The organism is Sedimenticola selenatireducens DSM 17993 (assembly GCF_000428045.1).
Classification (GTDB): Bacteria; Pseudomonadota; Gammaproteobacteria; order Chromatiales; family Chromatiaceae; genus Sedimenticola; species Sedimenticola selenatireducens.
Genome location: NZ_ATZE01000008.1, coordinates 202,739 through 215,364, shown reverse-complemented (window position 1 = coordinate 215,364; position 12,626 = coordinate 202,739). Strand labels below are relative to the sequence as shown.

The 12,626-nt window shown below is 58.5% G+C and carries 15 protein-coding genes and 1 riboswitch; of the genes, 13 read left to right on the top strand and 2 right to left on the bottom strand.

Annotated elements, in window-relative coordinates:
* Positions 1 to 23 precede the first annotated feature (23 nt).
* The 8 genes from A3GO_RS0107510 to A3GO_RS0107475 all read left to right on the top strand — a co-directional run bounded on the left by A3GO_RS0107510 (position 24) and on the right by A3GO_RS0107475 (position 5,471).
* Positions 24 to 314: a hypothetical protein gene (locus tag A3GO_RS0107510; RefSeq protein ID WP_029132882.1), complete on the top strand. Its 291-nt coding sequence runs from the start codon at positions 24 to 26 to the stop codon at positions 312 to 314.
* A 10-nt stretch (positions 315 to 324) separates the two neighbouring features.
* Complete coding sequence (locus tag A3GO_RS0107505; RefSeq protein ID WP_029132881.1) at positions 325 to 597, top strand: hypothetical protein; 273 nt, start codon at positions 325 to 327, stop codon at positions 595 to 597.
* A gap of 16 nt (positions 598 to 613) precedes the next feature.
* Positions 614 to 799, top strand: a complete 186-nt coding sequence (locus tag A3GO_RS0107500) for a hypothetical protein (protein ID WP_029132880.1) — start codon at positions 614 to 616, stop codon at positions 797 to 799.
* Positions 800 to 817: 18 nt separating this feature from the next.
* Positions 818 to 1,741, top strand: coding sequence for a sulfurtransferase (locus A3GO_RS0107495; RefSeq protein WP_051301941.1), 924 nt, complete (start codon positions 818 to 820; stop codon positions 1,739 to 1,741).
* Positions 1,741 to 2,370, top strand: coding sequence for a hypothetical protein (locus tag A3GO_RS0107490; RefSeq protein WP_029132878.1), 630 nt, complete (start codon positions 1,741 to 1,743; stop codon positions 2,368 to 2,370). The genes A3GO_RS0107495 and A3GO_RS0107490 overlap by 1 nt, the downstream gene beginning before the upstream one ends.
* 388 nt (positions 2,371 to 2,758) lie before the next feature.
* Positions 2,759 to 3,508, top strand: coding sequence for a PEP-CTERM domain protein (locus A3GO_RS22995; RefSeq protein ID WP_037374854.1), 750 nt, complete (start codon positions 2,759 to 2,761; stop codon positions 3,506 to 3,508).
* 199 nt (positions 3,509 to 3,707) lie between these two features.
* Positions 3,708 to 4,586 carry a protease HtpX gene (htpX, locus tag A3GO_RS0107480; protein WP_029132877.1) on the top strand — a complete coding sequence of 293 codons (879 nt, stop codon included), beginning with the start codon at positions 3,708 to 3,710 and terminating at the stop codon, positions 4,584 to 4,586.
* 198 nt (positions 4,587 to 4,784) lie between these two features.
* Positions 4,785 to 5,471 (top strand): tetratricopeptide repeat protein, encoded by a 687-nt coding sequence (locus A3GO_RS0107475; protein WP_157606749.1) that lies wholly within the window; start codon positions 4,785 to 4,787, stop codon positions 5,469 to 5,471.
* Here the strand turns inward: A3GO_RS0107475 and A3GO_RS0107470 are convergent.
* The gene (locus tag A3GO_RS0107470) at positions 5,468 to 6,250 is read right to left on the bottom strand and encodes a ParA family protein (RefSeq protein WP_029132875.1); all 783 of its coding nucleotides are present in this window, start codon (positions 6,248 to 6,250) and stop codon (positions 5,468 to 5,470) included. The two genes, A3GO_RS0107475 and A3GO_RS0107470, sit on opposite strands and share 4 nt — an antisense overlap.
* A gap of 257 nt (positions 6,251 to 6,507) precedes the next feature.
* On the opposite strand from A3GO_RS0107470, the gene A3GO_RS0107460 reads away from it, so the two are divergent.
* The 5 genes from A3GO_RS0107460 (at position 6,508) to thiH (ending at position 11,355) form a co-directional block, all read left to right on the top strand.
* On the top strand, positions 6,508 to 6,855 hold the full coding sequence (locus A3GO_RS0107460) for an MGMT family protein (RefSeq protein ID WP_029132874.1): 348 nt from the start codon (positions 6,508 to 6,510) through the stop codon (positions 6,853 to 6,855).
* A 288-nt stretch (positions 6,856 to 7,143) separates the two neighbouring features.
* A riboswitch (TPP riboswitch) is annotated at positions 7,144 to 7,239 on the top strand.
* Positions 7,240 to 7,322: 83 nt separating this feature from the next.
* Positions 7,323 to 9,206 carry a phosphomethylpyrimidine synthase ThiC gene (gene thiC, locus A3GO_RS0107455; protein WP_029132873.1) on the top strand — a complete coding sequence of 628 codons (1,884 nt, stop codon included), beginning with the start codon at positions 7,323 to 7,325 and terminating at the stop codon, positions 9,204 to 9,206.
* Positions 9,207 to 9,215: 9 nt separating this feature from the next.
* Positions 9,216 to 9,413, top strand: a complete 198-nt coding sequence (gene thiS / locus A3GO_RS0107450; RefSeq protein ID WP_029132872.1) for a sulfur carrier protein ThiS — start codon at positions 9,216 to 9,218, stop codon at positions 9,411 to 9,413.
* Positions 9,414 to 9,455: 42 nt separating this feature from the next.
* Positions 9,456 to 10,235 carry a thiazole synthase gene (locus tag A3GO_RS0107445; RefSeq protein WP_029132871.1) on the top strand — a complete coding sequence of 260 codons (780 nt, stop codon included), beginning with the start codon at positions 9,456 to 9,458 and terminating at the stop codon, positions 10,233 to 10,235.
* 7 nt (positions 10,236 to 10,242) lie between these two features.
* Complete coding sequence (gene thiH / locus A3GO_RS0107440) at positions 10,243 to 11,355, top strand: 2-iminoacetate synthase ThiH (RefSeq protein WP_029132870.1); 1,113 nt, start codon at positions 10,243 to 10,245, stop codon at positions 11,353 to 11,355.
* Positions 11,356 to 11,414: 59 nt separating this feature from the next.
* Here thiH and A3GO_RS0107435 read toward each other — a convergent pair whose 3' ends face one another.
* Positions 11,415 to 12,626 carry a hypothetical protein gene (locus tag A3GO_RS0107435; RefSeq protein ID WP_037374853.1) on the bottom strand — a complete coding sequence of 404 codons (1,212 nt, stop codon included), beginning with the start codon at positions 12,624 to 12,626 and terminating at the stop codon, positions 11,415 to 11,417.

The following is a 12,626-nucleotide window of genomic DNA, read 5'->3' as shown; positions in this document are numbered from 1 at the left end:
CCATTGGGCAAAGGGAGGTATGCGTGAATCTGTTGTTTATTGTATCGACACCGGATGCCGGTCGAGTGTTGTTGCCACTGGCGGCCGCCTGCAAGCGAAAGGGCACCCGCTGGAGCTGTTTCTTTACCAATGACGGGGTGAACATCCTGGCGGAGCCGGGCATGCAGGAGGCGGCCTGTTGTGCGCAACGGGTGGTGGTCTGTGAGCACTCCTGGGCCCGCTTTATGGGCGACAAGCCCTGCCCGGTGGAACTGGGCAGCCAAACCCAGAACAGCATTATGGTCGGCGAAGCGGACCGGATTATCAGTCTGTAGGAGAGGATGCATGCCGAATAAAAACCTGGTTGTACTGGCGCGGCGGGATCATGCGGAAGCGATGCGTGTAGCGGCGGGGCTGACCATCGCCGGCCATGGGGTTCGCCTGATCTTCATGACGGGTCCGGTGGAAGAGACTGCGGAGAACATTGAACAGGCGGAGACGCTGGAATTGTGCGACATCGAACCGGAAACCACGGTTCCCGGTGAGGAGTTACCGTTCGTTGATAGTGCCGCTCTTTCCCTCGCGCTGTTGCAGGCCGACAGCGTAATCAATCTTTAGGGAGGTCGTACGAACAATGAACATAGCTGTATTAAAGACGGGTCTCTTTCCCGACAGCGAAACCGTTGAGGCGGGAATAGATCATTTTTTAACGCGTTGTAATCTGTATCACTACGATGCAGCAGGTGACAACCTTGCGGACAGTGATTGGGATCAGATACTTGATGAGATTCTGGTCGCTGAACGTCTGATTGTGCTCTAAATAACCAGGAGGATGAAAATGAACATAACGAAAAAAATCGGTGGTGGATTGGCGCTGCTGGGTCTCTGTTCCATAGCCTGGGGTGCTACCCCGCTGGTGGATGTGGACTGGGTAAAGACCAACAGCTGTAATGCCGACGTGCGTGTGCTGGATATCCGTAACCCGATTGATGGTGGTTCCAAAACAGACTATATGCGGGCTCACATTCCCTGCGCGGTGCATACCGACTATCTCAAGGGGGGGTGGCGTGTTGAGGTTGACAAAATACCCGGCCAGCTTCCGCCCGTGGACAAGCTGGAAAAGCTGATCGGCGATCTTGGCGTGGACAACAAGACGCACGTCGTGATCTATCATGCCGGCAAAAACGCGCTGGATCTGGGCAGTGCGACGCGGGTCTACTGGACCTTCAAGTTGCTGGGGCATGACAATGTCTCCATCCTGGATGGTGGCCTGGCCGCCTATACCGCGGACAAGAAGAATACGCTGGAAAAGGGCAATAACAGCCCGGACCCGAAAACCTTCAAGGCTGCTCTGAATGAGGCGCTGCTGGCCACCAAGGCGGATGTGCAGCAAGCATCCGGCAATGGTGTGACGCTGATCGATAACCGTCCGACCCATCAGTATCGCGGTATCAACCGGCATCCCAAGTCGAAACGCAGCGGCACCATCCCGCAGGCACAGAATCTGCCTGAGAGCTGGCTGACTGTTAACGGCGGCGGCAAATTCCGCGACGTGGAAACCCTGAAGAAACTCTACCAGGTAGCCAATGTGCCGACAGAAGGTGATGCCATTAACTTCTGCAATACCGGGCACTGGGCGTCTCTTGGCTGGTTCGTCGGCAGCGAATTGATGGGTAACAAAAAATCCCGGCTGTATGACGGTTCAATGGTCGAATGGAGTGCGGATGAATCACTGCCAATGACCGAGGAAATCAAGCTCTGATGAGCCGGTTTCTTGTGGGACTGGTGGCCGGAATCGCCTTGTTGATTCCGGCCACTGTTTTTTCGGCGGGAGAACATCAGCGACGATTCGCCGTGGAGCTGGCGCTGCTCGCCGGCGACAGCCGGTTATTGGTTGAAGAAAAGCTGTCGGCCGAAAAACGCCAATGGATCGAGGGGCGAATCGCCAGCAGCCTCAATGTACTGCCGCTCCTGGCGCGTTACTATCTGCAGGAGTCAGGGCTGGATGAGGCGAGCCTGCTGGATCAGATCGAAGGGTTACAACTGCGGGCTATCGGTTCCGATGCGTTGCTCAAGGCCGCCGGAGAGATGAGTCAACGGTTTCCAATCCGGTTCCCTGTCGACCTCCAACAGCCACTGGATTCACTGACCAAATACCAGACGGTGTCGGACTATCAGCAGCTGTGCCTGGGCTGCCATATTGCACCGGCGCAGGATACATCGGTAGTGATCGGAAATTTCGGTGCTTTCGCCCGCTCAATACCGGATGACGAGTGGCTGGCCCGCCTGCTGGGGGGGCTGCGCGGCGACAGTTACACCGCGTATGAAAACCCGTTCAGCGATGCGGAAATCAGCGGTTTTTATCGTTATATCCGCGATGAGTTGCCTTAGTCACATTCACGCCTGCTGACGGCAGTGTCAGGATTGTGTGGCCGGCAGCATTGGCTACAGGTCGTGACCTGGGGATTTAATTTTCCTCCAGGGTGAAGCCGAAAGAAAATATCCGCAATATACGGGGTCACTCTCTCGCCGCCATAGCATCCGGATTGGCTTTGTCAAAGAAATTTATGTTGGTTTTTTTTACACAATCCTGTTGTTGCGGACTTTTGCGAAGTCGTCGTGCCAATTAAAAAATAACAATATCAATATATTATTCGCAATATCCACTTGTCGGCATGTTTTTTGCAAAACTCAAACCGTGGGGACGGTATGGTAAATATTGGTGAGCTTAAGACCATCACGCTGTTCGAACAACAAGACGAGTCAAGGAGAAGTGAAAATGATTGGAAAACTTAAACTGGCGGGTGCGATTGTTGCAATGACAATCGGCACGGCGGCCAACGCGACCATCGTAACGGTATATGACGGGGTCACGGCAGGTGTGGCCTCCTTCGATGCCACTGTAACCGGCGCCGGCGCGACGGTGACCGCTGACATCTGGTCAGGTATGACGAGTGGAGCCAGCATCAACCGGGGTGACTACACGATTACCCAGAATGATGGTGGCAGCGGTACTGTGACCACCTATGGCTCACTGTCGGGCCAAACGATCAGAATCGACCCGGCAGGTGGTGGTACCAATCCGCGGACCGATCCGCTGGATTACTTTGGCAGCGGTATTACCTTTACGTTTAACAGCGCCGTAAATGCGGTCGGGTTTGAGGTGGGCGACTGGGCCACCTGTTGCCATGCTCCGGTGACCGAACTGTTCATTTCGTTCGATGGCGGCGCCCCCATCCTGGTGGGTAGTGCGACCAGCACTGCTGACGGACTGTTTCCGTCACAGAACAATCCGCTAACTAGCGTTTTTGAAATCTTTGTTGCGGCGTTTGACGATAGCGGTGACTTTACCCAAGTCTCATTCTGGGGCAACGGGATCGGTGAGGTCCTGCACGCCGGTGGTCAACTGCGTTATGCCCTGCTTGAGCAGGGTAGTCTGCCCCCAAGTGGCGTGCCGGCCCCGGCGCCGCTGGCACTGATGGCTATCGGCCTGTTGGGTCTGACCTGGCGCGGCCGCAAGGCATCCTGATCGCTGTTCCGACAGAAGCAGAATAACCAGTTTCTGTCGATCAGGCAGCTGACAAGGCCCTCGCTGAAAGGCGGGGGCCTTTTTTATGGTTGGATTTACTGCAACATTGCCTGTGGGGTGGCGACCCTGCTAAATTCTTGAAAACACCCGTCGTTATCCCTATCTCCCGAGTATTCTTAATTTTTGGAGTCCTGACCCAATGAAGCGAATTATTCTGTTCCTGGCCACCAACCTGGCGGTGATCGCGGTACTCTCCGTCACCTTGCGTCTGCTGGGCGTGGAGCGGATTCTCGATCAGCAGGGGGTGGGTCTGGATATGAACTCCCTGATTATTTTTGCCGCCGTACTGGGATTTGGTGGTTCGCTGATTTCACTCTTTATATCCAAGTGGACGGCCAAGCGGATGATGGGACTACGGGTAATCGAGACCCCGTCAACCGCGGCGGAACAGTGGCTGGTCAGCACGGTCCAGCGACAGGCGCAGCAGGCGGGCATCGGCATGCCGGAGGTGGCGATTTACGAGGGTGCGGAGATGAACGCCTTTGCCACCGGCTGGAACCGCAATGACGCCCTGGTGGCGGTGAGCAGCGGCCTGCTGCAACAGATGGGCCGCGCGGAAGTGGAGGCAGTACTCGGGCACGAGGTAAGTCACGTGGCCAATGGCGACATGGTGACTCTGGCGTTGATACAGGGTGTGGTGAACACCTTTGTGATCGTGCTCTCCCGGGTGGTGGGTCATCTGGTGGACCGGGTGGTGTTCAAGACCGAGCGTGGACACGGCCCGGCTTTCTGGATCACCACCATCGTGGCTGAACTGGTGCTGGGGATTCTGGCCAGCATGATCGTCTTCTGGTTCTCGCGTCAGCGGGAGTACCGGGCCGATGCGGGTGGCGCCAAACTGGCCGGCCGCAACAGCATGATCAACGCCCTGGCGAGGCTCGGTGGCATGCAGCAGGCGGATGGATTGCCGGACCAGCTGGCGGCCTTCGGTATTGCCGGGGGCAAGGGGCTGGGTGATCTGTTCCGCACCCATCCCAGAATCGAGGATCGGATTGCACGCCTGCGTGAGCAGGGTTGATACACAATATATAATCGGATAACACGTAGGATGGGCAAAGCGCAGCGTGCCCATCACTGCGGTGGACGATGGGCACGCCCGTTGCCCGGGTGTAAGGGGCGAGCGAGGTGCCGATGCTTTGCCCATCCTACCCCTCCGTGTGTTTTGGAATAGCTGAATATTTACAACTGAATGAACGTACTTAGAAGCAAAATTATCTTGCTGATCACGCTCCTGCTCAGCGGCTGCATGACGGTGGCGGAGAAGGAGGCGATCGAGGTCCTGCCCATGTACGGTCAGCCCCAACTCGCCCGTTCCGATTATCTGCAACGGGAAGATGCGGCCTTCGTTAAACAGGAGGGCTACCGTTATCGGGGGGACCTGAAGCGGGCCAGCCGGGAGTGGTCCAGGCAGGCGCTTGATATCCTGCGCCTGGGCGATCTGGATGCGGCCATGCGCCGATTGAACCAGGCCTGGCTGCTGGATCCGGCCAATTACCAGGTCTATTGGGGCTTTGGCCAGGTGCTGGTGCTCAGGGATGACCTGGCGGGTGCTGCAGGCTATCTTGAACAGGCCCTGCATATTGTGGATGACGTTTATCAGAAACCGGCGCTGCTGACGGATACGGGAACGGTGTATTCACTACAGGGCGAGCAGGCCGAAAGCGCCCGGGTCGGGCAAGGTGTGGCGCTGTTCGATCAGGCGAATGCCCGATTTGCGGCGGCGGTGGCGCTGGATGGGGATTATCTGCCGGTCTGGCAGCACTGGGCCCGCTCACTCTATCGGCAGGGTGATTATGCCGCCGCCTGGGACAAGATACGGCAGGCGCGGCAGCGGGGTGTGAAGGTGTTTTCCGGAGATTTTCTCCAGGCGCTTTCAGCCCGACTGCCGGAGCCGGTAAATTAGGCTTCCGCCGCTACCCTCTGGCCCAGTGCGCCGTACAGTGCCTCATACTCCCGGGTGAGTTTATGTTTCGGGTCGAAATGGATCATGGGCTGGGCACTCTGATGGGATTCCCGGATGCGTATGGAGGGTGAGAGGTAAGTGTCGAGAATCGGCAGCCCTTCTTCAATCAGTTCGTTGACCAGGGTCTGGGGCAGCCGGGCGCGGGATTGAAACTGATTGACAATAATACCTTCAATTTTCAGTTCATCATTATGGTCATCCTGGATCTCACGCACGTTGCCGAGCAGGGTGTAGAGGGCGTGACGGGAGAAGTCATCGCAGTCAAACGGGATCAGGCAGGCGTTGGCGGCGATCAGGGCGGAGCGGGTGTAGAAGTTGAGGGCCGGCGGGGTATCGATATAAATCTCATCGAAACCTTCCAGTTTTTGCAGAGTATCGCGCAGCTTGAACATCTTGTAACGTGACTCCAGCTTCCCCTGCTGATCCTCCAGCTCCGGGTGGGCCGGCATCAGGTACAGGTTCTCGAACGGGGTTTCGTGGATATAGGCCGCCGGGCCTTTCGGTTTGAAGCTGTAGGAGAGGATCTCCTTGAAAAAGTCCACCAGGGTATCATCCAGTTCGGCGGGATTGGTACCGAGCAGGTAGCGGGTCGAGTTGCCCTGCGGGTCCAGGTCGATCACCAGGGTGCGTTTGCCGCGGGTGGCGCTGATGGCCGCCAGGTTGCAGGTGATAGTGGACTTGCCCACACCTCCCTTCTGATTAAACACCACTCGACGCATGATAGTCGCTCCCAGCGAACGGTTAGATTGATGAGGAGTGTATCGCTCATTATTGTGCGTTGCAACAAACGGGCTAATACCGTTTTGTCAGCTACAGATTCTATTTATTCACAACTCAGGTGTTGTGCTGAACAATGCCTGTCGGGTTACGCCTTTGGCCAACACGACCTACAATCGGAATCCCGGATTGTGCACACAACTGGAACCGGCAAACGATCCGGAAATGTCAGAGTTTTTCCTGAAGGTGGGTGAGGTAGATGGGTAGGCAGGTGAACAACTATCAACGCATCTGGCGTACCGTACAGGCCATCCCGGAGGGCCGGGTGGCCAGCTATGGGCAGATCGCCGATCTGGCCGGCCTGCCCAGGCGAGCCCGTCTGGTGGGACGGGCCTTGGGTGAGGTGCCGGACGACCAGACAGTGCCCTGGTACCGGGTGCTCAGAAGTGACGGGCGAATCGCCTTTCCGGCCGGCTCGCCCCAGGCCGAACGGCAGAAGCAGCGGCTACAGGAAGAGGATGTGGTAGTACTGAATAACCGGGTCAGGCTGAGTGAATTCGGTTGGCGGCCGGACATGGCGGAGTTGCTGATGCGGCTGGAGTTCTGAGGCATGGCCGGGCGCATCCACCATATGTCCGGTGTCGCATCTCCCGCGTGGGCACAAGAATGTGCCCACCCTGCCAGGCTATCTGCCGATTTTGTAGGAGGCCCGCCCTCGGGCAGATTGGATGCGGCACCGTCCGCCGGTGAGGCATTTGCAATAACCCATCATTCGCGGCCATGCTTTTTTCCGCATGCGATTGAGTAAGGTGGGTAATCAGACAGTTTTTTTGAACATTGCCGCGCTGCATTCGTTTGCTGTACCATGTGGCGCATGTGGGCGGATACTCTGCCCTGATAGAAGCGGGGGTGCCACCGGGAGGTGGCTGAGAAATACCCTTTGAACCTGATCCGGGTCATACCGGCGTAGGGAAGCTGGCTCTGTTCTGCAGGCTAAACAAGAGCGACACTCCTTCCTTTCCGTTCAAACCCCCGTTTCGTCTGACCCATCCCCTTAATGGAGGACGAAACGCAATGCAATCCAAAGACAACACGCAGCCACAGCACTCAGTCGATACCGGCAACATGGCGGTCGAGAGCTTTCCCGGTTCCCGCAAGATCTACCTGCAGGGGAGTCGCCCAGATATTCGGGTGCCGATGCGTGAGATCTCCCTGACGGATACACCGGCCAGTTTTGGCGCGGAAAAGAATCCGCCGGTGCTGGTCTACGACACCTCCGGAATCTATACCGATCCCGATGCGAAAATCGATCTGCGGGCGGGCCTGCCGGAGATCCGCCGTAGCTGGATCGAAGAGCGGAATGACACCGAAAGACTGTCCGGAGTCAGTTCTCAGTTCACCCGCCAGAGGAAAGATAATCCGGAACTGGATGCCCTGCGCTTTGAGCATCTGCGCGAGCCGCGCCGGGCCAAGTCCGGTGCCAATGTGACCCAGATGCACTATGCCCGCAAGGGCATAGTGACGCCTGAAATGGAGTTCATCGCCCTGCGCGAGAACATGCGCCTGCAGGAGGCGCGGGAGCAGGGGCTGCTGCAGCAACAACACCCCGGTTTCAGCTTCGGTGCCGCAATCCCCAAGGAGATCACTCCGGAGTTTGTCCGCGAAGAGGTGGCGCGAGGCCGGGCGATCATCCCGGCCAATATCAACCACACCGAGCTGGAGCCGATGATTATCGGCCGTAACTTCCTGGTCAAGATCAACGGCAATATCGGTAACTCCGCGCTCGGTTCCAGTATCGAGGAAGAGGTGGAGAAGATGGCCTGGGGCATCCGCTGGGGCGCCGATACCATCATGGATCTCTCCACCGGCAAGAATATCCACGAGACCCGCGAGTGGATCCTGCGTAACTCGCCGGTACCGATCGGCACGGTGCCGATCTACCAGGCGCTGGAGAAGGTGGGTGGCATCGCCGAGGACCTCAACTGGGAGGTGATGCGCGATACCCTGATCGAGCAAGCGGAACAGGGGGTGGACTACTTCACCATCCACGCCGGCGTGCTGCTGCGCTACGTCCCGATGACCGCCCAGCGGGTGACCGGCATTGTCTCCCGTGGCGGCTCCATCCTGGCCAAGTGGTGCCTGGCACATCATCAGGAGAATTTCCTTTACACCCGCTTCGACGAGATCTGCGAGATCATGAAGGCCTACGATGTCGCCTTCTCACTGGGTGACGGGCTGCGCCCCGGATCCATCGCCGATGGCAATGACCAGGCCCAGTTTGCCGAACTGGAGACCCTGGGCGAGTTGACCAAGAAGGCGTGGGAGCATGATGTGCAGGTGATGATCGAGGGTCCCGGTCATGTGCCGATGCAGATGATCAAGGAGAACATGGATAAGGAGCTGCAGGAGTGCTACGAGGCCCCCTTCTATACCCTGGGTCCGCTGGTCACCGATATCGCCCCGGGCTATGACCACATTACCTCCGGCATCGGTGCCGCCATGATCGGCTGGTACGGCTGCGCCATGCTCTGCTATGTCACCCCGAAGGAGCATCTCGGCCTGCCGGACAAGGAAGACGTGCGCGAGGGCATTATCACCTACAAGATCGCCGCCCATGCGGCGGACCTGGCCAAGGGACATCCCGGCGCGCAGATTCGCGACAACGCCATGTCCAAGGCGCGCTTCGAGTTCCGCTGGGAGGACCAGTTCAACCTGGGACTCGACCCGGAGCGGGCGCGGGAGTATCACGACGCTACCCTGCCCAAGGAGTCGGCCAAGGTGGCCCACTTCTGTTCCATGTGCGGTCCCAAGTTCTGCTCCATGAAAATCTCCCAGGATGTGCGCGAGTACGCCAACAAGCGGGGGCTGGATGATCTGGCGGCCGCCGTGGAGGTGGGCATGAGCGAAAAATCGCAGGAGTTCACCGCCGGTGGCAGCGAGATCTACAAAGAGGCCTGAGGCTGGGCAATGAATATTTTTGTGAATGATGAAGAGACCCGGATCGAGCCCGGTCAGACCCTGGCGTCGCTGCTTGCCGACCTCACCGGTGGACGCCCGGTGGCGGTGGCGGTGAACGACACCGTCATCCGCCAGGATGAGTGGCCCGACTACCGGCTGCAGGCGCAGGATCGGGTACTGGTAATTGCCCCGGTCCAGGGCGGTTGAGCCAACCGGTGGTCTCTCCGTTATTCAAGGAACGGGTAAAGCATGAAAACTGAACCATTAAAAATTGCCGAACATACCTTTCAGTCACGGCTGTTTCTCGGCACCGGCAAGTTCGGCTCGAATCAATTGATGCACGATGCGGTGGTCGCCTCCGGCAGTGAGCTGGTCACCGTGGCGCTACGGCGGGTGCGGCTGCAGGAGCAGGAGGACGAGGTGGTCTCCCATCTGCAGATCCCCGGCGTCAACCTGCTGCCGAATACTTCGGGCGTGCGCACTGCCAAGGAGGCGGTGCTGGCGGCGCAACTGGCGCGGGAGGCGCTGCAGACCAATCTGCTGAAGCTGGAGATCCACCCCGATCCGCGCTATCTGCTGCCGGACCCCATCGAGACCCTGGCGGCCACCGAGATTTTGGCCAGAGAGGGCTTTATCATCCTGCCCTATATCAATGCCGACCCGGTGCTCTGCAAGCGTCTGGAAGATGCGGGCGCCGCCGCCGTGATGCCGTTGGGCGCACCCATCGGTACCAATCAGGGGCTGCAGACCCGTGCCATGCTGGAGATTATCATCGAACAGAGCACGGTGCCGGTGGTGGTGGATGCCGGTATCGGCGCGCCGTCACAGGCGGCCGAGGCGATGGAGATGGGGGCCGACGCGGTGCTGGTGAATACCGCCATTGCCGTGGCTGGCGACCCGGTTGTCATGGCCGAGGCGTTCAAAATGGCTACCCTCTCCGGTCGCATGGCCTACGAGGCGCGGCTGGGCAATGTCAGTAAAGCGGCCGAGGCGAGTAGCCCGCTCACTGCATTCCTTGGACAGGAGTAAAAATGAAATGACCTTTCTGGACACCTTCGAATGTCACAGCTGGGAAGGGATGGCGGAACGCATCAACAGCAAGCAGGCTGCCGATGTGGAGCGGGCGCTGAACAGGCACGGCAAGCGGGACCTGGATGATTTCTGTGCCCTGATCTCGCCGGTGGCGGTGCCCTATCTGGAGCAGATGGCGCAGCTGAGCTATAAGCTCACGCGCAAGCGCTTCGGCAATACCACCCAGCTCTATATCCCGATGTATCTCTCCAACGAGTGCCACAACATCTGCACCTATTGCGGTTTCAGCGTGCACAACAAGCTGGAACGCCGGACCCTGAATCAGCAGCAGATCATGCAGGAAGTGGCGGCGATCAAGAGTCATGGCTTCGAACATCTGCTGCTGGTGACCGGTGAGGCCAATCGCACGGTCGGGGTGGAGTATCTGGAGCAGGCGCTGGAGTGGGTCAGGCCCTATTTTTCCAGCCTCTCCATGGAGGTGCAGTCCCTGGATCAGGCCGATTATGAACGACTGATCAAGAAAGGCCTCAACAGTGTGCTGCTGTATCAGGAGACCTACCACCGGAACAACTACAAGCAATATCACCCGAAAGGCAAGAAGGGCAACTTCGAATACCGCCTGGAGACCCCGGATCGGCTGGGGCGTGCTGGAATTCATCGTATCGGCCTGGGCACTCTGCTGGGGCTGGAGGATTGGCGTACCGATGCCGGATTTATCGCCCTGCACCTGGGTTATCTGGAGCGTCAATACTGGCAGACCAAGTACTCCATCTCTTTGCCACGCTTGCGGCCGGCGGCCGGAGTGCAGTCACCCAATGTGGAAGTGACGGATCGGGATTTCGTGCAGCTGATCTGCGCCTATCGGATCTATAGCGAGAATGTGGAGATCTCCCTCTCCACCCGGGAGTGTCCCGAGTTTCGCGATCACCTGCTGAAGCTGGGCATCACCTCCATGAGTGCCGGTTCCAAGACCGAGCCGGGCGGCTACTCCATTGAGGAGGAGGCGCTGGAGCAGTTCGAGATCAGCGACGAGCGCAGCGCCGAAGAGGTGGCGGCAATGATCCGCCGCCAGGGCTTTGAGCCGGTCTGGAAAGATTGGGATTCAGTGCTGGGTTGATGAAGCAGGAGGGGGCGTCGTCCACGGGACGCCCTGTGGCTGGCTGACAGGGCTGGCAATCAGAAATAGCGTTCCAGGGTGAGTTGCAAATGATCATCCCGGCGCAGTGCCGAAAGCGGATCATTGAGCTCGTTCCCGGAGAACAGGCGCAGATCCAGGCTGGCCTTCCAGCCGCTGCCGATGCGGCTGCTGGCCTCTATCTGCAGGCTATGACTGTGATAATCCAGGTCATAACCGATACCGGCCAACAGTTCACTGCTCTCGGCATCATTCAGGGCGATGCGCGCGCCAAAAAAGAGATCATTTTGGGCCAGGCTGGTGGAACGGGTTCCCCGTTCGTCCCAGCCGTACTCCAGCAGCAGTCCCAGGTCGGTGTCGCTGTCGGCGATGCCGTACAGTGTGTACTCAAAGCCGCCTTGCAGAGCCCAGAAACTGTCGCGCTGACCGTCGCGCCAGCGCATCTCCAGTTTCCACAGCCAGTCATCCAGCGTCGCCTGCAGATCCATGCCGAGCTGGTTGATCTGTTCATAGTAAGGAGTCAGGACCGGGTTGCCGCCGCCATCCGTGCCAGGCAGCAGGAGCGGTTCCCGGTTGGTGCCACGGAACCAGTGCAGGCCGATATCATAGTCGCCCAGGGTGCGACTCCAGCGGGCCGCCAGATCAAGATGGGTGTCACGGGCTGCAGATTCATAGGCCGCCTGGCTGGTGTCCACCACCAGTCCACTTCGCAGGCGTCCGTCGATACCGGCAAAGGTGCGCTCGCGAAAACCGGGCAGGGCGAACAGGTCCAGGATGCCCCAGGATCTAGCCAGGGAGAGGTGGATCATGGGTTGCCCCAGTTTGTCCTCGCCGTCGATATCCTCAACCCCATCCGTCTGGTTAATGGTGTCGACCAGGTGCTGAAACTCGGTGACGCCCCAGAACACCTTGTTGATCCCGCTGTGCAATTCCCAGTCGTCGCCGATATGGCTCCAGCTCAGTTGCCGGATATCGCCATGGCTGCGTTCCCGGTCGTGTTGGTCCCAGCGCAGGTAGGGGATGAACTTCACATAGTCGGCATCATCGTTCCAGGTGTAGAAAAACTGCGGCTCAAAAAAGCCGGAGAGATTGGATGTATCATACTGTTCGGCAAACTGGGGACTGTGCGGAAACAACCGTAACTCAAGGCCCGCCTTGCCGCTGGTCTCCAACCGGTTTTCTGCGGCACCGATAGCCGGCAATACCAACAGGATAATGGGCAGCCACTGCTTTATCTGACATCCTCGGCTCAT

Bases quoted from the DNA above. Each gene is read 5' to 3' on its own strand.
- thiH (WP_029132870.1), top strand. From the start codon at position 10,243: ATGACCTTTCTGGACACCTTCGAATGTCACAGCTGGGAAGGGATGGCG.
- A3GO_RS22995 (WP_037374854.1), top strand. From the start codon at position 2,759: ATGATTGGAAAACTTAAACTGGCGGGTGCGATTGTTGCAATGACAATC.
- A3GO_RS0107460 (WP_029132874.1), top strand. From the start codon at position 6,508: ATGGGTAGGCAGGTGAACAACTATCAACGCATCTGGCGTACCGTACAG.
- A3GO_RS0107500 (WP_029132880.1), top strand. From the start codon at position 614: ATGAACATAGCTGTATTAAAGACGGGTCTCTTTCCCGACAGCGAAACC.
- A3GO_RS0107490 (WP_029132878.1), top strand. From the start codon at position 1,741: ATGAGCCGGTTTCTTGTGGGACTGGTGGCCGGAATCGCCTTGTTGATT.
- A3GO_RS0107495 (WP_051301941.1), top strand. From the start codon at position 818: ATGAACATAACGAAAAAAATCGGTGGTGGATTGGCGCTGCTGGGTCTC.
- A3GO_RS0107445 (WP_029132871.1), top strand. From the start codon at position 9,456: ATGAAAACTGAACCATTAAAAATTGCCGAACATACCTTTCAGTCACGG.
- A3GO_RS0107470 (WP_029132875.1), bottom strand. From the start codon at position 6,250: ATGCGTCGAGTGGTGTTTAATCAGAAGGGAGGTGTGGGCAAGTCCACT.
- htpX (WP_029132877.1), top strand. From the start codon at position 3,708: ATGAAGCGAATTATTCTGTTCCTGGCCACCAACCTGGCGGTGATCGCG.
- A3GO_RS0107435 (WP_037374853.1), bottom strand. From the start codon at position 12,626: ATGAGCCGAGGATGTCAGATAAAGCAGTGGCTGCCCATTATCCTGTTG.
- thiS (WP_029132872.1), top strand. From the start codon at position 9,216: ATGAATATTTTTGTGAATGATGAAGAGACCCGGATCGAGCCCGGTCAG.
- thiC (WP_029132873.1), top strand. From the start codon at position 7,323: ATGCAATCCAAAGACAACACGCAGCCACAGCACTCAGTCGATACCGGC.
- A3GO_RS0107505 (WP_029132881.1), top strand. From the start codon at position 325: ATGCCGAATAAAAACCTGGTTGTACTGGCGCGGCGGGATCATGCGGAA.